Origin of the sequence: Streptomyces sp. SID5643 (genome assembly GCF_009872555.1) — a bacterium.
In the GTDB taxonomy this organism is placed as follows: domain Bacteria; phylum Actinomycetota; class Actinomycetes; order Streptomycetales; family Streptomycetaceae; genus Streptomyces; species Streptomyces iakyrus.
Genome location: NZ_WWIC01000101.1, coordinates 1 through 25,587, shown reverse-complemented (window position 1 = coordinate 25,587; position 25,587 = coordinate 1). Strand labels below are relative to the sequence as shown.

At 70.9% G+C, this 25,587-nt stretch carries 25 protein-coding genes and 2 tRNA genes; 11 read left to right on the top strand and 16 right to left on the bottom strand.

The window, feature by feature from the left end; genetic code table 11:
* Window positions 1-34 precede the first annotated feature (34 nt).
* From GTY56_RS12720 to GTY56_RS12705, 4 genes are all read left to right on the top strand, one after another.
* Complete coding sequence (locus tag GTY56_RS12720) at window positions 35-757, top strand: M50 family metallopeptidase (RefSeq protein WP_161365297.1); 723 nt, start codon at window positions 35-37, stop codon at window positions 755-757.
* A 110-nt stretch (window positions 758-867) separates the two neighbouring features.
* The gene (gene aroA / locus GTY56_RS12715) at window positions 868-2,184 is read left to right on the top strand and encodes a 3-phosphoshikimate 1-carboxyvinyltransferase (RefSeq protein ID WP_161365295.1); all 1,317 of its coding nucleotides are present in this window, start codon (window positions 868-870) and stop codon (window positions 2,182-2,184) included.
* Between the two features lie 17 nt (window positions 2,185-2,201).
* Window positions 2,202-3,212: a ribosome small subunit-dependent GTPase A gene (gene rsgA, locus GTY56_RS12710; protein WP_161365293.1), complete on the top strand. Its 1,011-nt coding sequence runs from the start codon at window positions 2,202-2,204 to the stop codon at window positions 3,210-3,212.
* Between the two features lie 138 nt (window positions 3,213-3,350).
* Window positions 3,351-3,674 carry a DMT family transporter gene (locus GTY56_RS12705; protein ID WP_033314420.1) on the top strand — a complete coding sequence of 108 codons (324 nt, stop codon included), beginning with the start codon at window positions 3,351-3,353 and terminating at the stop codon, window positions 3,672-3,674.
* Window positions 3,675-3,681: 7 nt separating this feature from the next.
* Here the strand turns inward: GTY56_RS12705 and GTY56_RS12700 are convergent, their stop codons facing one another.
* From GTY56_RS12700 to GTY56_RS12685, 4 genes are all read right to left on the bottom strand, one after another.
* Entirely contained in the window at window positions 3,682-4,287 is a 606-nt protein-coding gene (locus tag GTY56_RS12700) for a TetR/AcrR family transcriptional regulator (RefSeq protein WP_161365292.1), read from the bottom strand.
* A 236-nt stretch (window positions 4,288-4,523) separates the two neighbouring features.
* The gene (locus GTY56_RS12695) at window positions 4,524-5,315 is read right to left on the bottom strand and encodes an ABC transporter permease (protein WP_161365290.1); all 792 of its coding nucleotides are present in this window, start codon (window positions 5,313-5,315) and stop codon (window positions 4,524-4,526) included.
* A complete protein-coding gene (locus GTY56_RS12690; protein WP_161365288.1) occupies window positions 5,312-6,268 on the bottom strand; it encodes an efflux ABC transporter ATPase subunit, DrrA-related in 957 nt (318 codons plus the stop codon). Before GTY56_RS12690 ends, GTY56_RS12695 begins: the two co-directional genes overlap by 4 nt.
* 35 nt (window positions 6,269-6,303) lie before the next feature.
* Window positions 6,304-6,975, bottom strand: a complete 672-nt coding sequence (locus GTY56_RS12685) for a DUF4097 family beta strand repeat-containing protein (protein ID WP_161365286.1) — start codon at window positions 6,973-6,975, stop codon at window positions 6,304-6,306.
* 222 nt (window positions 6,976-7,197) lie between these two features.
* Here GTY56_RS12685 and GTY56_RS12680 point away from each other — a divergent pair, with 222 nt between their 5' ends.
* From GTY56_RS12680 to GTY56_RS12670, 3 genes are all read left to right on the top strand, one after another.
* Entirely contained in the window at window positions 7,198-7,947 is a 750-nt protein-coding gene (locus GTY56_RS12680) for a GbsR/MarR family transcriptional regulator (RefSeq protein ID WP_161365284.1), read from the top strand.
* A 33-nt stretch (window positions 7,948-7,980) separates the two neighbouring features.
* Window positions 7,981-8,781, top strand: a complete 801-nt coding sequence (gene hisN / locus GTY56_RS12675) for a histidinol-phosphatase (protein WP_161365282.1) — start codon at window positions 7,981-7,983, stop codon at window positions 8,779-8,781.
* 129 nt (window positions 8,782-8,910) lie between these two features.
* Window positions 8,911-9,303, top strand: a complete 393-nt coding sequence (locus GTY56_RS12670) for a CBS domain-containing protein (RefSeq protein ID WP_161365280.1) — start codon at window positions 8,911-8,913, stop codon at window positions 9,301-9,303.
* A 71-nt stretch (window positions 9,304-9,374) separates the two neighbouring features.
* Here GTY56_RS12670 and GTY56_RS12665 read toward each other — a convergent pair whose 3' ends face one another.
* Window positions 9,375-10,826 (bottom strand): catalase, encoded by a 1,452-nt coding sequence (locus GTY56_RS12665; protein WP_161365278.1) that lies wholly within the window; start codon window positions 10,824-10,826, stop codon window positions 9,375-9,377.
* Window positions 10,827-10,970: 144 nt separating this feature from the next.
* Between GTY56_RS12665 and GTY56_RS12660 the strand changes: the two genes are divergently transcribed.
* Complete coding sequence (locus GTY56_RS12660) at window positions 10,971-11,387, top strand: Fur family transcriptional regulator (protein WP_062928973.1); 417 nt, start codon at window positions 10,971-10,973, stop codon at window positions 11,385-11,387.
* Between the two features lie 124 nt (window positions 11,388-11,511).
* Here the strand turns inward: GTY56_RS12660 and GTY56_RS12655 are convergent.
* The 4 genes from GTY56_RS12655 to GTY56_RS12640 form a co-directional block, all read right to left on the bottom strand.
* Window positions 11,512-11,585: transfer RNA gene (locus tag GTY56_RS12655), tRNA-Met, on the bottom strand.
* Between the two features lie 82 nt (window positions 11,586-11,667).
* Window positions 11,668-13,491, bottom strand: coding sequence for a tetratricopeptide repeat protein (locus GTY56_RS12650; protein WP_202510081.1), 1,824 nt, complete (start codon window positions 13,489-13,491; stop codon window positions 11,668-11,670).
* Window positions 13,492-13,725: 234 nt separating this feature from the next.
* Window positions 13,726-13,799 (bottom strand) — tRNA-Met (locus GTY56_RS12645).
* 57 nt (window positions 13,800-13,856) lie between these two features.
* Window positions 13,857-16,796: a UPF0182 family membrane protein gene (locus GTY56_RS12640; RefSeq protein WP_202510089.1), complete on the bottom strand. Its 2,940-nt coding sequence runs from the start codon at window positions 16,794-16,796 to the stop codon at window positions 13,857-13,859.
* 163 nt (window positions 16,797-16,959) lie between these two features.
* Between GTY56_RS12640 and GTY56_RS12635 the strand changes: the two genes are divergently transcribed.
* Entirely contained in the window at window positions 16,960-17,502 is a 543-nt protein-coding gene (locus GTY56_RS12635; RefSeq protein ID WP_161365273.1) for a PPA1309 family protein, read from the top strand.
* A gap of 44 nt (window positions 17,503-17,546) precedes the next feature.
* Here GTY56_RS12635 and GTY56_RS12630 read toward each other — a convergent pair whose 3' ends face one another.
* From GTY56_RS12630 to GTY56_RS12620, 4 genes are all read right to left on the bottom strand, one after another.
* Window positions 17,547-18,638, bottom strand: a complete 1,092-nt coding sequence (locus tag GTY56_RS12630) for a YlbL family protein (RefSeq protein WP_161365271.1) — start codon at window positions 18,636-18,638, stop codon at window positions 17,547-17,549.
* Window positions 18,639-18,739: 101 nt separating this feature from the next.
* On the bottom strand, window positions 18,740-18,904 hold the full coding sequence (locus tag GTY56_RS39900) for a hypothetical protein (protein ID WP_167345944.1): 165 nt from the start codon (window positions 18,902-18,904) through the stop codon (window positions 18,740-18,742).
* A 115-nt stretch (window positions 18,905-19,019) separates the two neighbouring features.
* Window positions 19,020-19,481: a molybdenum cofactor biosynthesis protein MoaE gene (locus GTY56_RS12625; RefSeq protein WP_161365269.1), complete on the bottom strand. Its 462-nt coding sequence runs from the start codon at window positions 19,479-19,481 to the stop codon at window positions 19,020-19,022.
* Window positions 19,482-19,604: 123 nt separating this feature from the next.
* Window positions 19,605-20,729, bottom strand: a complete 1,125-nt coding sequence (locus tag GTY56_RS12620; RefSeq protein ID WP_161365267.1) for an NAD-dependent epimerase/dehydratase family protein — start codon at window positions 20,727-20,729, stop codon at window positions 19,605-19,607.
* Between the two features lie 192 nt (window positions 20,730-20,921).
* On the opposite strand from GTY56_RS12620, the gene GTY56_RS12615 reads away from it, so the two are divergent.
* The gene (locus GTY56_RS12615) at window positions 20,922-22,382 is read left to right on the top strand and encodes an Rv3195/Rv3626c family protein (RefSeq protein ID WP_161365265.1); all 1,461 of its coding nucleotides are present in this window, start codon (window positions 20,922-20,924) and stop codon (window positions 22,380-22,382) included.
* Window positions 22,379-22,906: an NUDIX domain-containing protein gene (locus tag GTY56_RS12610; protein WP_161365263.1), complete on the top strand. Its 528-nt coding sequence runs from the start codon at window positions 22,379-22,381 to the stop codon at window positions 22,904-22,906. The genes GTY56_RS12615 and GTY56_RS12610 overlap by 4 nt, the downstream gene beginning before the upstream one ends.
* A 161-nt stretch (window positions 22,907-23,067) precedes the next feature.
* Here the strand turns inward: GTY56_RS12610 and GTY56_RS12605 are convergent, their stop codons facing one another.
* The 3 genes from GTY56_RS12605 to GTY56_RS12595 form a co-directional block, all read right to left on the bottom strand.
* Complete coding sequence (locus GTY56_RS12605) at window positions 23,068-23,823, bottom strand: AIM24 family protein (RefSeq protein ID WP_161365261.1); 756 nt, start codon at window positions 23,821-23,823, stop codon at window positions 23,068-23,070.
* A 16-nt stretch (window positions 23,824-23,839) separates the two neighbouring features.
* A complete protein-coding gene (locus tag GTY56_RS12600) occupies window positions 23,840-24,520 on the bottom strand; it encodes an AIM24 family protein (protein WP_030854889.1) in 681 nt (226 codons plus the stop codon).
* A gap of 11 nt (window positions 24,521-24,531) precedes the next feature.
* Window positions 24,532-25,587 (bottom strand): AIM24 family protein (locus GTY56_RS12595; RefSeq protein WP_161365259.1); only part of this gene is annotated, 1,056 nt, incomplete at its 5' end.

Here is a 25,587-nt window from a genome sequence, read left to right as displayed (position 1 = left end):
GATTCCATCCGACCGCAGGGAGCCAACGCCTTACATGGACAGCACCGCAACCGCCTCGCTCGCCTCCCTCTGGGACGAGGTGTCCGGCACGCAGCCCGATCCCGACCTGTGGGTGGTGATCGCGGCCCTCGCCGCCGCGGTCGCCGTGGTGGTCCCGCACGGCCTGTGGCGCATCTCCCGCAACGCCATCACCATCGCCCACGAGGGCGGCCATGGTCTCGTGGCGCTGCTCACCGGCCGCACTCTCACGGGCATACGCCTGCACTCGGACACCAGCGGCCTGACCGTCAGCCGCGGCAAGCCGCACGGCATCGGCATGATCCTCACCGCGGCCGCGGGGTACACGGCCCCGCCCCTGCTGGGCCTCGGCGGGGCCTCGCTGCTGGGCTCCGGCCGGATCACGCTCCTGCTGTGGCTGGCCACGGCCCTGCTCCTCGCCATGCTCGTGATGATCCGCAACGCCTACGGCGCCCTGACCATGCTCGTCACCGGCGGCCTGTTCGTGCTCGTGTCCTGGCTGGCCGGCCCTCAGGTCCAGGCGGCGTTCGCGTACGCGGTGGTGTGGTTCCTGCTGATCGGCGGAGTCCGCCCGGCCTTCGAACTCCAGGCGAAGCGGGCCCGGGGCGGGGCCGGGGACTCGGACGCCGACCAGCTGTCGCGACTGACGCACGTGCCGGCGGGCCTGTGGTTCTTCCTGTTCCACGCGGTGTCGCTGTGCTCGCTGATCGGCGGGGGACGCTGGCTGCTGGAGATGTGACGCCCGGCCCGGGCGGGCGTGTCGCCGCCGCGCAGCGCGGCTCCACCACGCGGGTGCGACCGGCCCCACGGCGCCGCACCCGGACGACGGCCTGCTTATAAAGTGGGGCCATGGCCCCGAACACCCCAGACACCGCCCTCTGGCCCGCCCCGCACGCGAGCGGAGCCGTCGACGCGACGGTCCACGTGCCCGGGTCCAAGTCGGTCACCAACCGCGCCCTGGTCCTCGCCTCCCTCGCCTCCGAGCCGGGCTGGCTGCGCCGCCCCCTGCGCTCCCGCGACACCCTGCTGATGGCCGGCGCGCTGCGGGCGATGGGCATCGAGATCGAGGAGGGCGTGGGCCCCGACGGCACGGGGGAGGCCTGGCGGGTGCTCCCCACGGGCCTGCGCGGCCCGGCCACGGTCGACGTCGGCAACGCCGGCACGGTGATGCGGTTCCTGCCGCCGGTGGCCGCGCTCGCCGACGGCCCCGTCCGCTTCGACGGCGACCCCCGTTCCTACGAGCGTCCGCTGAACGGCGTCATCGACGCGCTGCGGCAGCTCGGTGCCCGGATCGACGACGACGGCCGCGGAGCGCTGCCGCTGACCGTGCACGGCAGCGGCGCCCTGGACGGCGGCCCGGTCGCCATCGACGCCTCCTCCTCGTCGCAGTTCGTGAGCGCCCTGCTGCTGTCCGGGCCGCGCTTCAACCAGGGCGTCGAGGTCCGCCACACCGGCGCCACGCTGCCTTCCATGCCGCACATCCGCATGACCGTCGACATGCTGCGCGCGGTCGGGGCCCAGGTGGACACGCCCGAGTCGGGCGGCGAGCCGAACGTCTGGCGGGTCTCGCCGGGGGCCCTGCTCGGCAGGGACCTGGTGATCGAGCCGGACCTGTCGAATGCCCAGCCGTTCCTGGCGGCGGCGCTGGTGACCGGCGGCAAGGTCGTCGTCCCGGACTGGCCGGCCCGCACCACGCAGCCCGGTGACCGGCTGCGCGAGATCTTCACCGAGATGGGCGGCTCCTGCGAACTGACCGAGTACGGGCTGGTGTTCACCGGCTCCGGCTCGGTGCACGGCATCGACGTCGACCTGAGCGAGGTCGGTGAGCTGACGCCGGGCATCGCGGCGGTCGCGGCCCTCGCGGACTCCCCGTCGACCCTGCGCGGCGTGGCCCACCTGCGCCTGCACGAGACGGACCGGCTGGCCGCACTCACCAAGGAGATCAACGAACTCGGCGGCGACGTCACGGAGACCGCCGACGGTCTGCACATCCGCCCGCGCCGGCTGCACGGCGGGATCTTCCACACCTACGACGACCACCGCATGGCCACGGCCGGCGCCATCATCGGCCTCGCGGTGGAGGGCGTGCAGATCGAGAACGTGGCGACGACGGCCAAGACCCTGCCCGACTTCCCCGACCTGTGGACCGGGATGCTCGGGGCGTAGGACGCAGGGATCACGTCATGCGCCGCTACGGCAAGCACACCGACGAGGACGACATCCGCACCCGTCCGGGCCGCCGGAACACCCGGCCCCGGACGAACATCCGCCCCAAACACGAGGACGCCGCCGAGGGACTCGTCCTCACCGTCGACCGGGGCCGCCTGACCTGCCTGGTGGAGGACCGTGTGGTCATGGCGATGAAGGCCCGCGAGCTGGGCCGCAAGGCGGCGGTGGTCGGCGACCGCGTGGCCCTCGTGGGCGACCTGACGGGCAAGAAGGACACGCTGGCGAGGATCGTGCGCATCGCCGAGCGGACCTCGGTCCTGCGGCGCACGGCGGACGACGACGACCCGTTCGAGCGGGTGGTCGTCGCCAACGCCGACCAGCTGGCCGTCGTCACCGCCCTCGCCGACCCCGAACCCCGCCCCCGGCTCATCGACCGCTGTCTGGTCGCTGCCTACGACGGCGGTCTGGATCCGCTGCTGGTGCTGACCAAGTCGGACCTCGCCCCGCCCGAGAAGCTGCTGGAGCTGTACGGCGACCTCGACATCCCCTATGTCGTCACCAGCCGCGCCGAACTGGAGAGCGGGGTCGCCCTCGCCCGGGTGCGGGAGCAGCTCGACGGCAAGATCACAGCGTTCGTCGGGCACTCCGGAGTGGGCAAGACGACCCTGGTGAACGCGCTGGTGCCCGAGGAGCGGCGGCGTACGACGGGCCATGTGAACGCGGTGACGGGCCGCGGCCGGCACACCACCACCTCGGCGCTGGCGCTGCCGCTCTCGGGCGACGACGGCTGGGTGATCGACACCCCGGGCCTGCGGTCCTTCGGGCTCAACCACGTCGATCCGTCCCGGGTCATCCACGCCTTCCCCGACCTGGAGCCGGGCACCGAGGGCTGCCCGCGCGCGTGCAGTCACGACGAGCCGGACTGTGCGCTGGACGCCTGGGTGGCCGAGGGGCACGCGGATCCCGCGCGGCTCTACTCGCTGCGCCGGCTGCTGGCCACACGCGAACGCAAGGAAGGCGACTGACCTCCGCGTTGTTTGTGCCGGTGTCCTGGCGGTAAGTGCATAATCGCACGCAAGCCGGATGCAATCCTGACCAAAGCCTGACGAGCGCGACGAACCTGACTGAGCGGTCACTGAACGTGGGATACGGGAGGACGACTCATGGCGTGGCTGCTGGTCATCGTGGCCGGGTTGCTCGAGACCGGCTTCGCGGTGTGTCTGAAGCTGTCCCACGGCTTCACCCGGCTCTGGCCGACGATCGCGTTCTGCGTCTTCGCCCTCGGCAGCTTCGGCCTGCTGACCCTGGCACTGAGACGACTCGACGTGGGTCCCGCGTACGCGGTGTGGACGGGCATCGGTGCGGCGGGGACGGCGATCTACGGCATGGTGTTCCTGGGGGACCTGGTGTCGACGCTGAAGATCGTGTCGATCAGTCTCGTCATCATCGGCGTGGTCGGATTGCAGTTGTCGGGGTCGGCGCACTGACGTCCTGTCAGCCCGCCTGCCACTGAAGGGCGCTGCGGACCAGGCCGGCGACGCCGCCCTCGCCGGGTGGCGCGGCCACGCACGACAGGGCGAGCCGGACGGCGAGTTCACAGGAGCGGGCCAGGTCGGCGGTGTCGGACGTGGGCGTGCCGGGGCCGGCCAGGAGGGCGACGGCCCGGTCACGGACGAGGGTGACGAAGTCGCCGGGTGAGGGCAGGGGGCCGTCGGCGCGGCGCTGGGCCGGTACGGCGGACATGGACGGCACGGCCGTCAGGGCCGGGGCGGGCAGCCGCTCGCTCCAGCAGCCGGTGAGCATGGCGCGGACGAGGACGTTGTCCCGGGCCGCCGTGGTGGTCCACTCGGCGGTGGCGGTGAGCCGGTCGCGGGCGTCGCTGTACCCGGCGAGAGCGCGGTCGACCCCGGCGAGATACCCGTCGGCCTCCCGCCTCATGAGCGCCCTGGCCAGGCCGTCCTTGCTGCCGAACTCGTTGTACAGCGTCTGGCGGGACACTCCGGCCGCCGCGGCCACGTCCACCATCCGCACGGCGGACCACGGCCGGCGCACCAGCGCCGTGTAGGCGGCGTCCAGTAAGGATTCCCGCGCTCCAGGCATCTTCGCCTCCCCTTGGGGCGAGCGGCTCTGCGCCCAGGTTTGACGCGCATGGAAGCACTGTCAAGGGTTCGCGAGTGCGCGCGGGGGCGCGTTTCGGCCTTGCCGCGCGGTACGTCGACCCGGCTGCCGGGGGCTCGCCCCGGACAGAGGAACGGGCGGCGCACTCCGGCGGGATGCCGGTGTACGCCGCCCTGGGGTGGGACGTCCGCGGGAGGTGGCCCGCGTGGCCACGGCGGTTACCTCGGGTCGCCGTTGAACTTCGAGGCCGACCAGAAGTAGCCGAGCACCGCGAGACCGAGGCACCAGGCGAGGGCGAGCCCGCCGTTGTGGCCGATCTCTGTCCCGAGGAGCAGCCCGCGCAGGGTCTCGATGGCCGGGGTGAACGGCTGGTACTCGGCGATCGGCCGGAACCAGCCCGGCATCGCGTCGAGCGGGACGAAGGTGCTGGACAGCAGGGGCAGCAGGATCAGGGGCATCGCGTTGTTGCCGGCGGCCTCGGCGTTCGGGCTGACCAGGCCCATGCCGACCGCGATCCAGGTGAGGGCGGTGGCGAAGAGCACGAGCAGCCCGAAGGCCGCGAGCCACTCCAGGACGCCGGCGCCGGAGGAGCGGAAACCGATGGCCACGCCGACGGCGCCGACGAGCACCACGCTGATGACCGCCTGGAGCACGCTGCCGATGACGTGCCCGATGAGCACCGAACCGCGGTGGATCGCCATGGTGCGGAAGCGGGCGATGATGCCCTCGGTCATGTCGTTGGAGACGGAGACCGCGGTGCCGATCGTGGTGCTGCCGATGGTCATCAGCAGCAGGCCCGGCACGACGAAGGCGATGTACGCGGACCGGTCCGGACCGCCGCCCCCGATGCCGGCGCTCATGGTGTCGCCGAAGATGTAGACGAACAGCAGCAACAGCATGATCGGGGTGAGCAGCAGGTTCAGGGTGAGGGACGGGTAGCGCCGGGCGTGCAGGAGGTTGCGGCGCAGCATGGTGGAGGAGTCGCGAAGGGCGAGGCCGAGGGCGCTCATCGGGTGGTCTCCTTGGGCTGGTCGGGGATGCCGGCCGGGCCGGTCAGGGCGAAGAACACGTCGTCGAGGTCGGGCGTGTGGACGGTCAGTTCGTCGGCTTCGATGCCGGCGGCGTCGAGCCGGTCGAGGATGGAGCGCAGTTCGCGCTGGCTGCCGTCGCTGGGGATCCGCAGGGCGAGGGCCTCGTCGTCCCGGGTGACCGCGCGCAGGGTGGCGGCGGCGTGCCGGTAGGCGGCCGGGTCGGCGAAGCGGAGCCGGACGTGACCACCGGGGACGAGCCGCTTCAGTTCGTCGGCGCTGCCCTCGGCGGCGACGGTGCCGTCGTGGAGCACGGCGATGCGGTCGGCGAGTTCGTCGGCTTCCTCCAGGTACTGGGTGGTGAGGAAGACGGTGACGCCGCCGGTGACGAGTTCCCTGATGATCTGCCACATGTTGTGGCGGGCGCGGGGGTCCAGGCCGGTGGTGGGCTCGTCGAGGAAGATGATCCTCGGGTCGCCGACCAGGGTCATGGCGATGTCGAGGCGGCGCTTCATGCCGCCGGAGTAGGTGGAGGCGGGCCTCTTCGCGGCGTCGGTGAGGTCGAAACGCTCCAGCAGTTCGGCGGCGACACGGCGTCCTTCGCGCCGGGGCAGGTGATGCAGGTCCGCCATGAGGAGCATGTTCTCCTCGCCGGTGATCAGGCCGTCGACGGCGGAGAACTGCCCGGTGACGCCGATCGCGGCGCGTACCGCCTGCGGGTCGGTGGCGAGGTCGTGTCCGCCGACCCGCAGCACGCCGACGTCGGCGGTGATCAAGGTGGAGAGGATCTTGACGGCGGTGGTCTTGCCCGCGCCGTTCGGGCCGAGCAGGGAGAAGATCGTCCCTTCCGGGACGGCCAGGTCGACTCCGTCGAGGACGGTCTTGTCACCGTAGCTCTTCCGCAGCCCGTGCGCCGCGATGGCCAGGTCGGTCATGAGGGGTGCTCCTTCGGAGAGGCCGGGCGGGAGGTCTACAAGCTGCGGGCGGTGATGTCGCCGTAGGCGGTGGTCGCGCGGATGGTCAGCCCGGCGGCGGCGCCGTCGGCGTTCATGAGGCTGTTGTGGATCCGGCCGTAGCCGGTGCCGGCGTCCAGGGAGGCGGAGACGCCGCGGGCCGCGCCGACCGAGATGTCGCCCTGCTCGGTGCGCAGCGCGACCACGCCGCCCGCGGCCTCGGCGATGCCGAGGTCCCCCTTCTGGGTGCTGATCTGCGCGGGGCCGCCCAGGCGGCCGACCGAGATGGCGCCGGCGAGCAGGGTGAGGCGGGCGGCGCCGGTCTCGTCGAGCTTGACGGAGCCCTGCGCCGCCTCGAAGGCGACGTCGCCGAGCCGCCCGACGCCGCGGAGTTCGGCGGCGGCCGCCTTCGCCTCGACGCTGGAGCCGGCGGGCAGTTGCACCGTCACCTCGACGGAGCCGGAGTGGCCGAGGATCCGGTTCTTGGGCTCCGGAGCCCCGATCCGCAGGACGCCGTCGCTATAAGCCACCTCGGTCTGCTCCGCGGCCTGCACGTCGCGGCTCCTGGAGGCGTCCGCGGGCAGGACCTCGACCGTGGTGTCGGCCCGATCGGCCGCGATGAACCGGATGCGCCCGGCGGGGATGTCGATGACGGCCGAGACGGGGGCGGGGCTGTCGAACTTCTGCATCGTGCTCTCCTTCGCTCCGTTGTTTCCAACGATGGAAAAGCTACGTTGCATTCGCCTATCCGGCAACGAGTTCGTTGCACTCAAGGCGTGAATGTGCACTTCAAAGCACTGAAATCATTGCAATGACTATGCAGCCTAACGCAACAACGCACCCACCTTCGTTGCAATGGAATGAAGCTGAACGCTAAGCTGCGGACCTCACGCACCACGAAGGAGGCCGCGATGCCGGGAGGCAGGCTCACTCAGCAGGAACGCCAGCAGATCGCGCTGGGGCTGGCCGACGGCCTCGCCTACGCGGAGATCGCCCGGCGCCTCGACCGCCCGACCTCGACGGTCACGCGCGAGGTCATGCGCAACGGCGGCCCCACGGCCTACCGCGCCGACCTGGCCCACCGCGCCACGGAGCACCGCACTCAGCGCCGCAGGCAGACCGCACCCCGGAATCCGAAGACGCCCCCGCAGGCCGACGGGCGGGACGCCGAGGCCATGCGCGAGTTCGAGGAGACGTTCACGACCGTCCTGATGGGGTCGGGCATGCCCAAGATGATGTCCCGGGTGATGGCCTGCCTCTGCCTGACCGACTCGGGCAGCCTCACCGCGGCCGAACTCGCCCAGCGGCTCCAGGTCAGCCCCGCCTCCGTCTCCAAGGCGGTCGCGTTCCTCGACAGCCAGGGCCTGATCCGCCGGGAAGCGGACGAGGGACGCCGTGAGCGGTATGTCGTCGACGACGACGTCTGGTACCAGTCGATGATGGCCAGCGCCCGGTCCATCGCCCAGGTGGGGGGGATCGCACGGCAGGGCGTCGGCGTCCTCGGCCCCGGCTCCCCGGCCGCCGCCCGCCTGGAGAACGTCGCCCGTTTCCTCGACTTCGTCTCCGAGAGCACCGCCCGCGCGGCGGAGCAGGCGCGCGACATCCTCCACAGCAAGCCCGGGACGGCATCCAGCACCCCCGGCCCTGCCGGCCCCCTGTAGCCCCAGCCCCACCTCGGCAGATAGGTTCGTTGCATGCCCGACTACCTCGACGACCTGCGTCTGGCCCACGTCCTCGCCGACGCCGCCGACGCCGCGACGACGGACCGGTTCAAGGCCCTCGACCTCAAGGTCGAGACCAAACCGGACATGACCCCGGTGAGCGAGGCGGACAAGGCCGCGGAGGAACTCATCCGCGGCCACCTCGGGCGCGCCCGCCCCCGGGACGCGATCCTCGGCGAGGAGTACGGCGTCGAGGGCACCGGCCCCCGCCGCTGGGTGATCGACCCGATCGACGGCACCAAGAACTACGTGCGGGGCGTGCCCGTCTGGGCCACGCTCATCTCCCTGATGGAGGCCGGAGAGGGCGGCTTCCAGCCCGTCGTCGGCGTGGTCTCCGCCCCCGCCCTCGGCCGCCGCTGGTGGGCCGCGAAGGGCCACGGCGCGTTCTCCGGCCGCAGCCTCACCAAGGCCTCCCGACTTCAGGTCTCCCAGGTCTCCCAGCTCTCCGACGCCTCCTTCGCGTACTCCTCGCTGAGCGGCTGGGAGGAGCAGGGCCGCCTGGACGGCTTCCTGGATCTGACCCGTGAGGTGTGGCGCACGCGCGCGTACGGCGACTTCTGGCCCTACATGATGGTCGCGGAGGGCTCCATCGACATGTGCGCCGAACCGGAGCTGTCCCTGTGGGACATGGCCGCCACCGCCATCGTCGTCACGGAGGCCGGCGGCACCTTCACCGGCCTCGACGCCCGCCCGGGCCCCCACAGCGGCAATGCGGCCGCGTCGAACGGACGGCTCCATGACGAGCTGCTGGGGTATCTCAACCAGCGCTACTGAGCCCCCCGTTGTTACCGAGCGCCCTCTTGTTGACCCTCCCTTTGCCTGCCACTCTGAGAGTCCCCCCACTTGTGAACTTGTGAAACGCTGAACAAACGGCGGGGACATTCCCAGGAGGTGGCTCCATCCATGCTCGTCCGTGACGCCATGAGCACTGTCGTCCTCACCATCGGCCCGACCCATACCCTGCGCCAGGCCGCCGCGCTGATGTCCGCGCGCAAGGTGGGGGCAGCGGTGGTCCACGACCCCGACGCCGGCGGCATCGGCATCCTCACCGAACGCGACATCCTCAACTCCGTGGGCCTGGGCCAGAACCCGGACACGGAACGCGCCCACGCCCACACCACCAACAACGTCGTGTTCGCCGCTCCGGCCTGGACGCTGGAGGAGGCGGCGGGCGCCATGGCACACGGCGGTTTCCGGCACCTCATCGTGCTGGACGGCGGCGAACCCACCGGCATCGTCTCCGTCCGCGACATCATCCGCTGCTGGGCCCCGGCACGGCAGCAGGTTCCCGCGTAGCGGCACGGACGGGCCGGGCCCCCGCAAGGGGGCCCGGCCCGTCCACTACCGCAAGCGGTCCAGTGCTGGAATCAGCCGCGCAGGGCCTGGACCGCGGCCTCCAGCCGCTTGCCGTAGTCTCCGTCGGCCCGACGGAAGTTCTCGATCGCCCGCTCGACGATGTCCGCGCGCGAGACCTTGGCGATGAAGCCCGCCAGATTGGCGATGAGGCGCTCCTTCTCGTCCTCCGACATCAGCCGGTAGAGGTTGCCCGCCTGGACGAAGTCGTCGTCCTCGGCGTGGACCGGGGCCGGGTGGGTACCCGTCGCGCCGCTCACGGCCGTGGCGGACCACAGCGGACGGTCCGTCTGGTACGGGCCGCCGAAGCTGTTCGGCTCGTAGTTCTTCGCGCCGGCGTGACGACCGTCGTAGAGGTACCCGTCCCGGGAGTTGGTGCGCGCCACGGTGGCGCGCGGACGGTTCACCGGCAGGTGGTCGGCGTTGATCCCGACGCGGTAGCGGTGGGCGTCGCCGTAGGCGAAGAGGCGGCCCTGGAGCATCTTGTCCGGGGACGGTCCGATGCCCGGCACGAAGTGTGCGGGGCTGAAGATCGACTGCTCGACCTCGGCGAAGACGTTCTCCGGATTGCGGTTGAGCTCCAGCTTGCCGATCTCGACGACCGGGTGGTCCGCGTGCGGCCAGACCTTGGTCAGGTCGAACGGGTTGAAGCGGTACGTCGCCGCCTCGGCCACCGGCATGATCTGCACCCCGACCGTCCAGGTCGGGTACTCACCCCGTTCGATGGCCTCGCGCAGATCGCGCTGGTGGGAGTCGGGGTCCTCACCCGCGAGCCGGGCCGCCGCCTCGGCCGTCAGGTTCTGGATGCCCTGGTCCGTCTTGAAGTGGTACTTCACCCAGAAGGCCTCGCCGGCCTCGTTGCTCCACTGGAACGTGTGCGAGCCGAAGCCGTCCATGTGGCGGTACGACGCGGGGATGCCCCGGTCGCCGAACAGCCAGGTCACCTGGTGCGTGGACTCGGGCGACAGGCTCCAGAAGTCCCAGACGTTGTCCGCCTCGGTCGAGCCGGTGTACGGGTCGCGCTTCTGGGTGTGGATGAAGTCCGGGAACTTGATGGCGTCCTTGATGAAGAACACCGGGGTGTTGTTGCCGACGAGGTCGTAGTTGCCCTCCTCGGTGTAGAACTTCAGCGCGAAGCCACGCGGGTCGCGCACCGCGTCCGCCGCGCCCAGGTTGCCGGCCACCGTGGAGAAACGCAGGAAGACCTCGGTCTGCTTGCCCATCCCGGAGAGGAAGGCGGCCCGCGTGTACGGGGTGACATCGGCGGTCACCGTGAAGGTGCCGTACGCACCCGCGCCACGGGCGTGCACCACGCGCTCCGGGATGCGCTCGCGGTTGAAGTGGGCCAGCTTCTCCAGCAGCAGCTGGTCCTGGACGAGGACCGGGCCGCCGGCGCCCGCGGTCTCGCTGTTCTGGTTGTCGGCGACCGGAGCCCCGGCCTCCGTCGTCAGCGGTCCCTGCGTCACGTGCGCCTCCTGCACCATTCCCGACCAGTCCTGTCCCCGGTCGAAGCCGTTCTCGACCCTACAATAGACATTGTCTAAAGCGAGTGAGACTCTAATCTCACACCTGTTCGGGACCTGGTCCGCTTAGCTGTTAGGCTGGTGGCCATGAGTGACCTTCTGGAACGCCTGCGCGGACGCGGATGGCGGATGACCGCGCAGCGGCGCGTCGTGGCCGAGGTCCTCGACGGCGAACACGTCCATCTGACGGCCGACGAGGTCCATGCCCGGGCCGTCGCCAAGCTGCCCGAGATCTCCCGAGCGACCGTCTACAACACGCTGGGCGAGCTCGTGACCCTTGGCGAGGTGCTGGAGGTTTCCACCGACCAGCGCGCCAAGCGGTACGACCCGAACGCCCACCAGCCGCACCACCACCTGGTGTGCGCCCAGTGCGGCGCGATCCGGGACGTCCACCCCACCGGCAACCCGCTGGCGGACCTCCCCGACACCGAGCGCTTCGGCTTCACGGTCTCGGACGTCGAGGTGACATATCGCGGCGTCTGCCCGAACTGCGCGGCCGCCTAGCCCACACGATCGAGCGAGAGCCCCGGCACCGATGGGTGCCGGGGCTCTTCGCTGCCACGACGCATGACGCTGCTGCATACACCGAGGGCCGGAACCCTTTCGGATTCCGGCCCTCGGCCTTCAGTAGCGGGGACAGGATTTGAACCTGCGACCTCTGGGTTATGAGCCCAGCGAGCTACCGAGCTGCTCCACCCCGCGTCGGTGAATGCAACGTTACGTCACCGCGGAGGGCGGATGCAAATCCGTTGCCCGGCTGCGCCTCGGCCCCACCCGCAACACCTCACGCGGAGAGCTCCTGCCGCAGCGCGTCCCTCAGCCGCTCCGCCCGCTCGGCGACGGACGCCGGCCCCAGCGACACGGCCCGGTCGGCCCAGCGCTGCCCTTCCGCCAGCTCTCCCCGACGCGCGTAGACCAGGGCGAGCCGCAACGCCGCCCGCCCGTGCCCCGCGTCGGCGGCCCGCTTCCACCACACCGCCGCCTCGGGCTCGCTCCCCTCCCGGGCCAGCAGCAGCCCGAGATTGAACGCACCGTTGCGGGAGCCGGCCTCGGCCGCCTCCCGGTACCACCGAGCCGCCTCGACGACATCGCCGCGGGCCGCCGCGAGCATGCCGACCCGCACCTGCGCCCGGCGGTGCCCCTGGTCCGCCGCCCGCTCGTACCACTCCTCGCACTCGCTCCGGCGGTGCACCGGCTCCCCGAGCTCGTGCGCGGGCTCCGGCGGGCGCCGGGCATCGAGCACCGTCGCCAGCCGGTAGGCGGCCTCGGCGCTCCCGCCACCGGCCGCACACCGCAGATGCCGCTCGGCCTCCTGCTCGTCGCCGTCCCGCAGCCTCGCCATGCCGACCTGGAGCGCCGCCTCCGTGTGCCCGGCGGCGGCGGCCCGCTCGTACCAGCGCAGCGCGGCCTGCTCCTCGCCCCGCCCGGCATGCAGGATGCCGAGGTTGAAGGCGGCGTCGACGCTCCCGGCCTCCGCGGCCTTGGAGAACCACGGCTCCGCGCCCGTCTCGTCGCCGCCCCGCAGCAGCAGGATCGCCAGCGCGTTCGCGGCCTCCCGGTGCCCGGCGTAGGCCGCGCGCCGGTACCACTGCTCGGCCTGCGGGGTGCGCCCCTGCTCGGCGCAGAGCAGGCCGAGGTTGTACGCGCCGTTCACGTCGCCCGCGTCCATCGCGGCCCGGTACCACCGCTCGGCGGTCTGGGTCTCGCCCCGCTCGGCGTGCAGCGCGCCCAGCGCGTTCGCCGCGTTGCCGTCGCCGTCCTGGGCGGCCCGCAGCCACCACACGGCGGCGTTCTCGGTGTCGCCCGCGTCGCGCAGCAGGAAGCCGAGCGCGCAGGCGGCACGCGCCTCGCCGTCCTTGGCGGACGTCAGGTACCAGCGTCCGGCCTCCTTGAGCTCGCCGCGCCGCTCCAGGATCGTCCCGAGGTGCAGGGCGGCCCGCCGGTGGCCGCGCGCGGCGGCCTGCCGGTACCACTGCTCGGCCTCTTCCGGCACCTGGACACCGTTGTCGCCGTCGGCTTCCCGCGCCGCGTTCCGGTCCAGCGACCGCGCCAGCCGGTACGCCGCCTCCCGGTGGCCGCGCTCGGCCGCGACCCGCATCCACTGCTCGGCCCCGGCGTCACCGCGGTGCTCCAGCAGGTCGGCGAGCGCGTACGCGCCCAGCGTGTGCCCCTGTTCGGCGGACTGGCGCAGCCAGTACTCGGCGGCGGGTTCGTCGCCGCGCTCGCGGTGGTGCCGGCCCAGGGCGTGCGCGGCCGCCGTGGATCCGGCGACGGCGGCGATCCGCCACCATCCGGCGGCCTCGTCGGCGTACCCCCGCTGGTGGAGGAGAACCCCCAGGTTGTTGGCGGCCGCCCGGTCGCCCGCGGCGGTGGCGGCACGCAGATGAGGCTCGGCACCGTCGAGGTCACCACGGCGCAGCAGCATGGCCCCGAGGACACTCATCGCCTCGACGTCGCCGGCCTCGGCGGCGAGCCGCTGACGCAGCTCCTCGGCCGCCTCGTCGGCGATCTCCCCGGTCTCGTCCGGGGTCTCGGTGTCCTCCCGGCTGGAAGGCTGCACAAAACGCCCTGTCTCGAACAGAGTTGCCTTGTCCCCCATAACGTCCATCGTCGCACCACCTGCAACCTGGGTACACCTGGTATACCGCAGCCAGTGAGGTCACTTCAGCGTTTTGTCGACATGCCCACAGAGAGACAAGTCAAACACAGATCGCCCAACTCCCCCCGGCGGCGCGGCCACAGCCTGCGCCAGCACATGCGTTCACACATCACGAAGGCCCGGATTCCTTTGTGGAATCCGGGCCTTCGTGGCCGCTCCGTCACTCGGACATCGCGACTTCAGTAGCGGGGACAGGATTTGAACCTGCGACCTCTGGGTTATGAGCCCAGCGAGCTACCGAGCTGCTCCACCCCGCGCCGTTGTGTTCACAACCGTATCACGGCGCGGGATGGGCATTTGACCAGGCCAGGGCCCTAACTGCTCGGCTTCGGACTCGGACTGCCGCTCGGCTTCCCGCCGGGCTTGCTCTCGCCGCCCCCGGAACCGCCTGCCCGGCTCGCCTCGGTCTGCGCGTCCTCGGCCCGCCGCAGGGCGTCCTCAAGGTCCTTCTGCGCCTTGCCGTACGCCTCCCAGTCGTTCTTCTTCAGGGCCTCCTGGCCGGCGTCGAACGCCTTCTGGGCGTCCTCCAGGGCCTGTTGGACCGTCGGATTCTCGGACGTCGGCGGCGGTGTCGTCGCGTCGCCCTCGTCCGGTGGCTCGGCGACCGGGCCGTCCGCTCCGAAGACCTTGTTGAGGGCCTCGTCGAGGGTGTTCTCGAAGGCGGTCTGACCTCCGTAGGTGACCAGCACCTTGCGCAGCAGCGGGTACTTCAGGCCGCCACCGCGGACGTAGACCGGCTCCACGTAGAGCAGTCCCCCGTCGAGCGGCACCGTCAGCAGGTTGCCGTACTCGACTTCGGAGTCGCCGCCTCTCAGGAGCCTGATGGATTCGGCGATGTCCTCCTGGGAGTTGAACTGGCTCTGGACCTGCTTGGGTCCGTTGACCGTGGTGTTCGTCGGCAGTTTCAGGATTCTGATCTTGCCGTAGTCACCGGTGCCCGCCTCGGCGTCGACCGCCATGAACGCGCTGAGGTTGTCCCGGCCGTTGGGCGTGAAGGTCGTCGTCAGCGAGAACGCCTGCGCCTTCTGGTCGGGCATCTTCATGCTCAGGTAGTACGGCGGCACCGCGCTGCCCGACCGGTTCGTCGGGTCGTCCGGCACCTGCCACACCTCGCTGCCGCTGAGGAACGTCGTGGCGTCCTTCACGTGGTAGCGGGTGAGCAGTTCCCGCTGGACCTTGAACAGGTCCTGGGGGTAGCGCAGGTGGTCCATGAGCGACTTGGAGATGTCGCTCTTGGGCTCCACCGTGTTCGGGAAGGCCTTCATCCAGGTCTTCAGGACGGGGTCCTTGGTGTCCCACTGGAAGAGCTTGACCTTGCCCGTGTAGGCGTCGACGGTGGCCTTCACCGAGTTGCGGATGTAGTTGACCTGGTTCTGCTGGGCCACCACCGCGCGGTTGTCGTTGGTCGCGGTCAGCGAGTCGGCCGTGGTGTCACCCAGGGTCGTACGCGAGGAGTACGGGTAGCCGTTGGTCGTCGTGTACGCGTCGACGATCCACTGGATCCGGCCGTCCACGACCGCCGGGTAGGCGTCGCCGTCGATGGTCAGCCAGGGGGCGACCGCCTCGACGCGCTCCTTGGGCGTGCGGTTGTACAGGATCCGCGAACCGTCGCCGATGGCGCCGGAGTACAGGATCTGCGGCTCTCCGAACGCCACCGCGTAGGCGGCCCGGTTGACCGGGCTGGAGAGGTTGACCCCGCTGTCGCCCTTGTAGCTGGTGGTCTTCTCGCCGTTGTCGTCGGAGTAGTCGATCTCCTTCTGGGGACCGCCGACGATCGAGTACGTGTCGGTCTTCTCGCCGTAGTAGATCCGCTGCTCGTACGTGCCGAGGTCGCCCTCGGAGGGCAGGTCGGACTCCGTGAAGTTCGGACGGCCCTGGGCGTCGGCGCTGGTGCCCTCGGCGGCGACCACTCCGAATCCGTGCGTGTAACGGAAGTGGTTGTTGATCCAGTTCTTCTTCGGGATGCCCGCGAGGTTCAGCTCACGCAGACCGATGACCGTGTCCTGGTCCTTGCCGTCCTTGGTGTAGCGGTCGACGTCCAGGTTGTTCGGGAACGCGTAGTAGTTCCTGATCTGCTGGAGCTGCTGGAACGTCGGCGAGACGATGTTCGGGTCCATGATCCGGATGCTGGCCGTGGCGGGAACGTCGTCGCGCAGCGTGGCCTTGTCCTCGGTCTTGCTGGTGCCCGAGTAGTCGGTGACCTTGGTGCCGTCGATGCCGTAGGCCTTGCGCGTGGCCTCCAGGTTCTTCTCGACGTACGGCGCTTCCTTGGCCTGCTCGTTCGGCTGGACCTGGAACTTCTGCACGATCGCCGGGTACAGGCCGCCGATGAGGATCGCGGAGAGCACCATCAGGCCGAAGCCGATCACGGGCAGCTGCCACGTACGCCGCCAGATGGTGGCGAAGAACAGCAGCGCGCAGATGACGGCGATGCAGAACAGGATCGTCTTGGCCGGCAGGTAGGCGTTGGCGTCGACGTACCTCAGGCCCGTCCAGTTGTCGGTCGCCCGGAAGTCACTGGACTTCACCGCGAGCCCGTACCGGTCGAGCCAGTACGCGACCGCCTTGAGGGCCACGAAGATGCCGATGAGCACCGACAGGTGCCCGGTGGCCGCCGCCGTGGCGCGGGCGCCCGGGCTCGTGACGCGCAGCCCGCCGTAGAGGTAGTGGGTGAGCGCGGCAGCGATCACGGACAGGATGGCGGCGGCGAAGCCGAAGCCGAGCAGGAACCGGTACCAGGGCAGGTCGAAGGCGTAGAAGGCGACGTCCAGCTTGAACTGGGGATCCTTCTCGCCGAAGGGCACGCCGTTGACCCACATCAGCCACGTCCGCCACTGGCCGGAGGCGGAGGCGCCGGCGATCAGGCCCACCAGGGCGGTGATCCCGAACAGCAGCCACTTCTTGTAGGGCGCGATGCCCATCCGGTAGCGGTCGAGGTTCTGCTGCTCCATCGACATGGCGCTCAGCGGCGGCCGCAGCCGGTGCGCCAGCCAGATGTTGAACCCGACGGCGAGGGCCATGAGCAGGCCGAAGACGAAGAAGAGCCCGATCTTGGTCCACAGGGTGGTGGTGAAGACCGAGGAGTAGTTCACCGAGCGGTACCAGAGCCAGTCCGTCCAAAAGCCCGCGAACATGGTGAACGCCATGCCGAGAACGGCCAGGACGCCCAGCGTCATGAGCAGGGTCCGGACACGCCGGGACGGGCGGCCCACTCTGATCCGCGGCCCCGAAGGGCCTCCGCCGCGGTCCGGCATCTGGAAAGCCAAGGTGCGCACCTCGAAGTTCGCTGTTGATTCGTCAGGCCCGCGTCTTCACGGACCGTGCGTGGCCCCCGTGATCGTGGGCCCCCACCTATGCAACTTACTCACCGTTTACTCGGTTCCCGATTCCGGCCGGGAACGAGGCAGGATTGTGACCATGTCCAACACTCCCATGGCTGCGAACCCGCTCACCCGGGCCGTACTCGAGATCGACGAGTACGTCTCCGGCCTCGGCTGGGACCAGCCGGCCCGCCTTTTCGCCCTCGTCGACACCGCACGGCTGCGAGCCGAGCAACCCTCGCTCGCGGACCGGCTCGGTCTCGGCGAAGAGTCGGAGAACTCCGGCCTCACCCCGATCGAGCAGGACGAAGTTCCAACGGGCAAGCCGCTCGACGAGTTCCTCGCCACCATCGCCTGGCCCGACGCGGTGGCCGGCTGCGCCCTCGCGGTGGAGCGCCTGATGCTGCCGCCGTCCGCAGAGGCACAGGTTCCGAAGGGGCTGACCGAGGCCGCGCTCACGAAGTGGGTGGCGGGCCACCCGGACCGCCAGGAGGTCCGCATGACGGTCGCTGTCCTGCGCGACGGCACGCGTGAGTCGGCCCTGCGGCTGCGCGAGAAGGACTCCCCCACCGAGGTCCTGACCGGCTCCGACCTGGTCCCGGGCCTGGCGGAGGCGCTGGCGGCGACGTTCGAGGAGTAGCCCCGACGGACCGTGGGCCCGGTCCTCCGGGCCCGGTCCCCGGCCTACTTACCGCACTTCGGCAGCTCGGCGGTGTCGCCGCTGCGGATGTCCTTGAGGGCTCCGAGGGCGTCCTGGATGGTGCCCACCTTGACGAGGGTGAGGCCGTCGGGGGTGTCCTTGGCGGCGGCCGCACAGTTGTCGGCGGGCGTCAGGAAGTACTGCGCGCCCTTGGCCCGTGCACCCACGGTCTTCATCTCGATGCCGCCGATCGGCCCGACCTTGCCGGCGTCGTCGATCGTGCCGGTGCCCGCCACGAACCTGCCGCCGGTCAGACTGCCCGGGGTGAGCTTGTCGTAGATGCCGAGAGCGAACATCAGCCCGGCGCTCGGCCCGCCGACGTCGGCGAGCTTGATGTCGATGGTGAACGGGAACGTGTGGTCGGTGCCCGCGGAGATCCCGACGATGGCGCGCTTCTCACCGGTGTCGTCGGACGTCTTGGTGGTCATGCTGATGTCCTGCGTCCTGGTCGGCGTCCGCTTCTCCTTCTCCGCGGCGGCCTGCTCCTTGGCCGGCACGATCGTGAAGCGGACGTCCTGGCCCGGCTTGTGCTTGGTGACGAGCTTCGCGACGTCGTTCGGCTCCTTCACCGCCGTACCGTCGACGGCCTTGATCACATCCCCCGCGTGCAGCTTGCCCTGGGCCGGGGAGCCCTTGACGACGGTCGAGACGATCACCCAGGACTTCACCGGAACGTCCAGCTGCTTCAGGGCGGCGACCTTGGCGCTCTCCTGGGACTGGCTGAACTCCTCGGCGTTCTCCTGGGTGGACTGCTCCTCGGTCTTGCCGTCCGGGTAGAGCGTCTCGTGCGGCACGACCTTGTTGTCGTGTGCGAGCCAGCCGTAGACGGCTTCGACCAGGTTCATGCGGTAGTCGGCGCTCGTGACCCGGACCGTGGTCATGTTCAGGTGGCCACTGGTCGCATAGGTCTTCTTCCCCGCGATCTGCAGCACCGGCTCACCGTCGTGATCGCCCAGCGTGTTCACCGTCGGCCCCGGGGACATCTCCGCGTACGGCACGGGGATGAACACTCCCGCGCACAGGAGCGCGATCAGCATCAGGGTGGAGGCGAGCATCGTCGCGGTGCGGCGTGGCATGACTCGACAGTACGGGACGGTCCTGTCAGCGCACCGTCAGGGCCGCCCGTCCGGGGCGGCCCTGTGCTCACAGACGCCTGTGACCTGCTGTTTTCCGACCGTCAGGCACCCGGCCGGGGCTTCTCCATGGCCTCGCGGAAGCGGGCGTAGCCGATGAGCTCGGGGCCGTCGTTGCGGACCCTGCGGGTCCGGTTGGCCCAACTGCCCCAGAGCCCCGCGCCGATGGCAGCCACAAGCGGAATCAGCAACCAGGCGAGCGCCGCCATGCCGACCTCCAACCCCTTTGAACGTCCGCAACTGACTGATCAGCAGATTAACGATCCGCAGTGACAACGCTCACGCCAGGGGTGCGGTTACGCAACCGGAAGGCCGCTTCCCGGATCAGCAGGCCCCGACCCATTCCTCCGTGCCGTCGGAGAACTTCTGATGCTTCCAGATGGGCACTTCGTGCTTGAGGTCGTCGATCAGCTTCCGGCAGGCCTCGAAGGCCTCCCCGCGGTGCGGGCAGGAGACCGCGACGACCACGGCCAGGTCCCCGACCAGGAGGTCCCCCACGCGGTGCACGGCCGCCAGGGCCCGCACCGGGAACTCGGCGGCGACCTTCTCGGCGATCCGCCGCATCTCGGCCTCGGCGCTGGGGTGGCACGAATACCCCAGCTTCTCGACGTCGGCGCCCCCGTCGTGGTTCCGCACGGTTCCCACGAAGAGCGCGGTGCCCCCGGCCGCGTCGTCCCCGACGGCCCGGAACACCTCGTCCAGGGAGAGGGCCGAGTCCCGGATCCCGATCAGCTTGACCGGGTCCTGCGCGGCCTGCTCACCGGGGTGATCGTTCGTGGTTGCCATGCCCCCATCGTGCCGCACGCGACCGACGGCACGGAATAGAGCCATCGACCGGCACGCGCGCGTACGCGTTTGGAGCCTCCTACAGGGGCGGCCCTCTTCAGCGAGAATCCGGCAGCGGGTTCCTCAGATCCGCCGCCGGGCCTTCCGCGCCCGCCGCACCACCGCGGCCGCACCCAGCAGCGCCACCGTCGCACCCGCGGCGCCCGCGGCCGTCGCGTCCTTGCGGCCCAGCCGCCGCCCGGCGACCGTGTGCCGGCCGGCGACCTCCTCCAGGAGTTCCGCCAGCACCTCCTCGTTGGTGTGCTGCGGCCGCCATCCGGCGTCGTGCAGCCGACTGCCGCTCACCACCCAGGGGTACATCGTGTACGCCAGGTCCCCGGCCGGGGACGGCGTGAGCCCGATCCGGTGCAGCCGCGCCGCCGCACCCAGCGCGACAGCCGACGGCAGCTCCATCCGCCGGATCCCGCTGAGCTCCTCGACCTCCTCCTGCTCCAGCCAGCCGTCGCACCCGACCGTCAGCTCCCCGTCGACCTTCTCCAGGACGGCGTACTCCAGGGCGCTGCACAGGTCCTCGACGTGGCAGAACTGCCACGCAGGCCGCGACCCGGCGACAACGAGCAGCCGGGGAGACTCGAAGTACCGGGTCAGCGCGGTGTCCGTACCTCCGCCCACCAGCACGGCGGGCCGTACGACGGTGACGTTGAGCCCCGGGTGTGCCCGGGGCGCGCGCCTCGCCAGCCGTTCGATCTCCAGGAGGTCTCCGACGCCGGTCGCCTCGGCCGTGGCGCGCAGCTCCGCGTCCTCGGACAGCGGCAGCTCGTTGTCGGGCAGCGCCCCATAGACCATCGCCGAGGTACAGAGCACGACCCGGTGCACTCCGGCCGCCGCGGCGGCCGTCAAGACGGTCTGCGTCCCCCGTACGTTGTAGGCCGTTCGGGCGGCCGCGTCGGTTTCGAGATCGAGATCCAGCGCGAGGTGCACCACCACGTCGGCGCCGCGCAGTTTGTCCGCGATGGCCGGATCCCGTACGTCCAGGATGTGCCACTGGGCCGAGGCGCACTCACCGCGCCGCTCGTCGATGGCCACGACGTGCCTGACCTCGTCGGACGCGGCGAGCTGCTCGGTGAGCAGCGCTCCCACGCCGTACGCGGCGCCGGTGACCGCGACGACGGGTCCACGTGCCGCGGGACTCGCGGAACTGGTTGACTGGTTTCGCGCTGCGCGAACCTGCGGATCTGGGGAACTCACCGGGCGTCTCCAGCGGTTGTCTTCAGTACGAGCGCGTCCGACGCGTGCGTACCAGGTGGCATCCATCCTGCCGCAGGCCGTCAGTCGGCGAAGCACCGAGGCCCGATCCGCCCCAGGTGTCTACGCTGGGTGGTGTTGTCGGGCAGCCGTGCCGCCGGAAAGAACCGGCGGCCCTACCAGCCGAGGAATCCCGTGAGTGACACCCCATTCGGATTCGGCCTTCCGCCGGAGGAGCCGGACGACGGCGACGAGGGCAAGAAGAAGGACCAGCAGAGCGGTGGTGGTCAGGGACCGGCCAACCCGTTCGGTTTCGGCGGCCTGCCCGGAGCCGGAGGCTTCGGCGGAGGCCCTGGCGGCCCCGGGGGCCCCGGTGCGGACAATCCGTTCGCAGCCATGTTCGGGTCGCTGAACCCCACCGACCTGGGCGCCGCGTTCCAGCAGCTTGGCCAGATGCTCTCCTACGAGGGCGGCCCGGTGAACTGGGACATGGCCAAGCAGATCGCCCGCCAGACCGTCTCCCAGGGCAGTCCTGACGGCACCAAGGACGCCAGCGTCGGCCCCGCCGACCGCAAGGGCGTCGAGGAAGCCGTCCGCCTGGCCGACCTGTGGCTCGACGACGCCACCTCCCTGCCCTCCGGCGCCGCCTCCGCGGTGGCCTGGAGCCGCGCGGAGTGGGTCGAGGCCACCCTGCCCGCCTGGAAGGAGCTCGTCGACCCGGTCGCCGAGCGCGTCGGCACCGCCATGGGCGATGTCCTGCCGGAGGAGATGCAGGCCATGGCCGGCCCGCTGATCGGCATGATGCGCTCGATGGGCGGCGCCATGTTCGGCACGCAGATCGGCCAGGCCGTCGGCGTGCTCGCCGGCGAGGTCGTCGGCTCGTCCGACATCGGCCTGCCGCTCGGCCCGGCCGGCAAGGCCGCGCTGCTGCCGGTGAACATCGAGACGTTCGGCAAGGACCTGAGCGTCCCCCAGGAGGAGGTGCGGCTGTATCTCGCCCTGCGCGAGGCCGCCCACCAGCGCCTCTTCGCGCACGTGCCGTGGCTGCGCTCGCACCTGTTCGGTGCGGTCGACGGCTACGCGCGCGGGATCAAGGTCGACACGGCCAAGCTGGAGGACGTGGTCGGCCAGTTCGACCCGCAGAACCCGGAGCAGCTGCAGGAGGCCCTTCAGCAGGGCATGTTCCAGCCTGAGGACACGCCCGAGCAGAAGGCCGCCCTGGCCCGTCTGGAGACGGCTCTGGCGCTCGTCGAGGGCTGGGTGGACGCGGTGGTCCACGCCGCAGCGAAACCCCGTCTGGCGTCCGCCGACGCCCTGCGCGAGACGCTGCGCCGCCGCCGCGCCTCGGGCGGTCCCGCCGAGCAGACGTTCGCCACGCTGATCGGCCTGGAGCTGCGCCCCCGCCGCCTGCGGGACGCCTCCCGTCTGTGGGCCTCGCTCACGGACGCGCGCGGTGTCGACGGCCGGGACGCCCTGTGGCACCACCCGGACATGCTGCCGACGGCGTCCGACCTGGACGACCCGGACGGCTTCGTGCACCGCGAGCAGATCGACTTCTCCGAGCTGGACAAGATGCTCGGCGAAGCGGCGGACAAGCCCGACCTCAAGAAGAAGGACGAGGGCGAGGACGAGAACAAGGGCGACGACGCCGGGTGAGCCTGTACGACGACGCGGTCCTCGTACTGAAGGAGTACGAGGACCAGACGGACCTCCGCCAGGCGTATCTCGACCATCTGGCGGAACACCCGGACGGCTTGTGGAAGGCCTGCCACGCGGGGCACATCACGGCGAGCGCGCTGGTGATCGACCCCGAGGGCGGCCGGGTGCTGCTGACCCTGCACAAGAAGCTGCGGATGTGGTTGCAGATGGGCGGCCACTGCGAGCCGGGCGACGCCTCCCTGGCGGACGCGGCCCTGCGTGAGGCGACGGAGGAGTCCGGTGTGCCGCGGCTCTCCTTGCTGTCCGGTGGCCCGGTGCGCCTGGACCGGCATCCCATCCCGCCGCCGTGCCACTGCCACTTCGACGTCCAGTACGCGGCCCTGGCACCCCCGGAGGCGGCGCACACGATCAGCGACGAGTCCCTGGACGTGCGCTGGTTCGGGTACGACGAGGTGGCGGACGTGGCCGACGCGTCGGTGATACGGCTGCTGGAGTCCGCGCGGGCGCGGCTTGCGGCCTGAGGACTTGTAAGGGGCGACCGCTATTGCGGCCGCCCCTTACTTCGGTCCTGACGGTGGGCTGCGCCCTCAGGGGGCGCGGGACCGCGCGACCAGCCCACCCACGGTCCGCGGCAGAGAACCGGCCCTCCCCCACGAGCCCACCGGCCGGACCCGCGGAGCGCTCAGCTCCAGACGTTGCCCTGGTTCTGCCCGCGCGCCCCCTGCTGGCCCATGCCGTACTGCGCGGCGAGGCCCGAACCGATCTGGGCGCCCTGCGGCGGCAGCAGCTCACTGGGCTGGACGAGCGCGAAGCCGGTGCCCATGAAGCTGAGCTCCCAGCCCTCGCCGGTGCTGCCGCGCCGCCGCCACACCCCGGAGGAGTGCGTCTGGGCCTGCATCTGCACGCGCAGGCTGGTCGACCAGGCGACGATCGCGTCGGCGTCGCAGTTGACGTACTTGTCGGGTGTCACCGGCAGCAGCAGCGGCATCCCGGACGTCATCAGGGCGATCTTTCCGCGGCCCGTGATGTTGAGCTGGTACTTCCCGGAACCGGAGATGCCGTAGAGGCTGTCCACGGCAATGACCTCGTGGTGCAGGGAGGAGTCCATCGCCAGCACGTAGCTGCTGTCGACGGTGAGGCCGTCCTGGTCCACGTCCATGACGTGCACGTGCTGCTTGAGGTTGGCGAGGTAGACCGTGCCCTGCCCGTGGCAGCGCATCAGGTCGAGCCCCTCACCGGTCTGCGCACGCGCGCGTGACTGGTCGTTGCTCTGGTACTCGGCGTCGAACTCGACGAGGCCCTGGTAGGCGACCATGGTGCCCTTGCGGGCCAGGATGTCGTCGTGGCCCTCCAGGGCGACGCGCAGCATCTGCTTGTTCTGCAGACTCCAGCGCTCCTGGGTCTGCTGCTCGTTGTAGGCGAAAATCGGGCTCTGCATGGCGTGTGGTTCCCCCTCAGCCCCGGACCCGGAGACGGTCGGTGCTGTCCTCGCTGGGCTGGACGACGACGATGCCCTGACCGGAGAAGGCCATCTGGTAGGCCTCGCCGCTGCCGCGGCCGATCAGCGACTGGGCCCGGAAGCTGCGCTTGCCCTTCACCTTGAGGTTCGGGGACCAGGCGACGAGCGCGTCGGGGTCGACGTACGTCTCGTCCTCGCCGCCTCCGCAGTCGACGACGATGGGCTTGCCCCGGGAGGTCAGCGCGACCCAGCCCTGCCCGGAGATCTTGGTGTTCCACAGGCCCTGGCCGGCGAACTTAGCCAGGCCCTTGACCCGCTCCACGCCCCACGTGAGGTGGGCGTCGAAAGCGAGCAGGTTGGTGGCGTTGACGGAGATGCCGTCGCCGTTGAGGTTGATGACGACGACGTTCGCCCCGTAGTCGGCGAGGTAGAGCAGGCCGTCGCCGGAGCACTTCATCAGGGGCGCGCCCTCGCCGGTGAGCCAGTCCTTGGCGATCTGGCGCACGGCCGGCGGGTTGGGCTCGTACTGCACGAAGCCTTCGTAGGCGACCATCGACCCCACGCGCGCGAGGAGGTCGTTCCCGGTCTGCATGGCGACCTTCAGCATGTGGTTGCCGTGGTTCTCCATGCGGGCGGTGACGGGTGCGGGGGCATGGCCCGCGAGCTGCTGTGTCATGACGGGCTCCCTCAGACCTCGTACGGCTGGACGACGATGAAGTTGCCGGGCGCTCCCCGGAACTGGAGGTTGACGCTCTCCCCGGTGTCACCGGGGTAGGCGTTGCGGCGCATCCGCACCTGGCTGGAGACGACGACCTGGGCCGCGGCCGACCAGGCGACCACGGCGTTGCAGTCGGCGAACGTGGTGGGCGTGACGGGCAGCACGACGGGCGTGCCGTGCGTCTTCACGACGATCGTGCCGGTGCCCTGGAACTGCATGGTGAACAGCGCGCCGCCGGGGATGCCGTGTCCTTCGATGCGGCGGACCTCGTACTGGAGGCTCTCGTCGAACGCGAGGACGTTCTCGGCGGAGACGCAGACGGCGTCGCCCTGCAGTTCGAGGGGGTGCAGCATGGTCGAGTTCTCGGCGAGGAAGACCTGGCCCTGGCCGGTGCAGCGCATCAGCTGCATCTCCTGGCCGGTCGCGTTGCCCACGATCCGGCCGGAGAAGCCTGCGCCCTTGTAGCTGAAGTCGACCTTGCCCTGGTAGAGCACCATGCTGCCCTGCCGGGCCAGCACGGGCTGTCCGCCGATGCCGAGGTCGACGCGCACGAGCTTCTTGTTCTGCTGCGTCCAGCGCTGCCCGGTCGGGGTCTCCTTGAACTGCTGGAGCGCGGCGGACACTCCGGGGCCCTGGGGAGCGCCGTGAGGAACGCCCTGCGGGGCTCCGTGAGGAACACCCTGCGGGGCTCCGTAAGGGGCCTGTCCGAACGGCGGCTGCTGACCGTAGCCCGGGGGCGGCGTCGGCTGGCCGTAGCCCGGGGGCGGGGCCGGGGCGTGCGGCGCCTGGGGCTGGCCGTAGCCGGGAGGCGGCGGGGCCGTCTGGCCGGGGACCTGCCCGTACTGCGGCGGCTGCTGACCCGGCTGGCCGTACGGTGCGGGTGCCGGGGGCGGTACCGGGGAGCCGCCGGGCGGGGTGTTCAGGGGCGCGACGATGGTCGGGGCGGCATGCACCTGAGGCGCGGGCGCCGGTGCCGGGGCCGGAGGCGGGGTGGGACCGGGCGGGGGCGCGAAGCCCTGCGCGGC

Coding starts and splice junctions, on each gene's coding strand:
- GTY56_RS12720 (WP_161365297.1), top strand. CDS start 35: ATGGACAGCACCGCAACCGCCTCGCTCGCCTCCCTCTGGGACGAGGTG.
- aroA (WP_161365295.1), top strand. CDS start 868: ATGGCCCCGAACACCCCAGACACCGCCCTCTGGCCCGCCCCGCACGCG.
- rsgA (WP_161365293.1), top strand. CDS start 2,202: ATGCGCCGCTACGGCAAGCACACCGACGAGGACGACATCCGCACCCGT.
- GTY56_RS12705 (WP_033314420.1), top strand. CDS start 3,351: ATGGCGTGGCTGCTGGTCATCGTGGCCGGGTTGCTCGAGACCGGCTTC.
- GTY56_RS12700 (WP_161365292.1), bottom strand. CDS start 4,287: ATGCCTGGAGCGCGGGAATCCTTACTGGACGCCGCCTACACGGCGCTG.
- GTY56_RS12695 (WP_161365290.1), bottom strand. CDS start 5,315: ATGAGCGCCCTCGGCCTCGCCCTTCGCGACTCCTCCACCATGCTGCGC.
- GTY56_RS12690 (WP_161365288.1), bottom strand. CDS start 6,268: ATGACCGACCTGGCCATCGCGGCGCACGGGCTGCGGAAGAGCTACGGT.
- GTY56_RS12685 (WP_161365286.1), bottom strand. CDS start 6,975: ATGCAGAAGTTCGACAGCCCCGCCCCCGTCTCGGCCGTCATCGACATC.
- GTY56_RS12680 (WP_161365284.1), top strand. CDS start 7,198: ATGCCGGGAGGCAGGCTCACTCAGCAGGAACGCCAGCAGATCGCGCTG.
- hisN (WP_161365282.1), top strand. CDS start 7,981: ATGCCCGACTACCTCGACGACCTGCGTCTGGCCCACGTCCTCGCCGAC.
- GTY56_RS12670 (WP_161365280.1), top strand. CDS start 8,911: ATGCTCGTCCGTGACGCCATGAGCACTGTCGTCCTCACCATCGGCCCG.
- GTY56_RS12660 (WP_062928973.1), top strand. CDS start 10,971: ATGAGTGACCTTCTGGAACGCCTGCGCGGACGCGGATGGCGGATGACC.
- GTY56_RS12650 (WP_202510081.1), bottom strand. CDS start 13,491: ATGGACGTTATGGGGGACAAGGCAACTCTGTTCGAGACAGGGCGTTTT.
- GTY56_RS12640 (WP_202510089.1), bottom strand. CDS start 16,796: ATGCCGGACCGCGGCGGAGGCCCTTCGGGGCCGCGGATCAGAGTGGGC.
- GTY56_RS12635 (WP_161365273.1), top strand. CDS start 16,960: ATGTCCAACACTCCCATGGCTGCGAACCCGCTCACCCGGGCCGTACTC.
- GTY56_RS12630 (WP_161365271.1), bottom strand. CDS start 18,638: ATGCCACGCCGCACCGCGACGATGCTCGCCTCCACCCTGATGCTGATC.
- GTY56_RS39900 (WP_167345944.1), bottom strand. CDS start 18,904: ATGGCGGCGCTCGCCTGGTTGCTGATTCCGCTTGTGGCTGCCATCGGC.
- GTY56_RS12625 (WP_161365269.1), bottom strand. CDS start 19,481: ATGGCAACCACGAACGATCACCCCGGTGAGCAGGCCGCGCAGGACCCG.
- GTY56_RS12605 (WP_161365261.1), bottom strand. CDS start 23,823: ATGCAGAGCCCGATTTTCGCCTACAACGAGCAGCAGACCCAGGAGCGC.
- GTY56_RS12600 (WP_030854889.1), bottom strand. CDS start 24,520: ATGACACAGCAGCTCGCGGGCCATGCCCCCGCACCCGTCACCGCCCGC.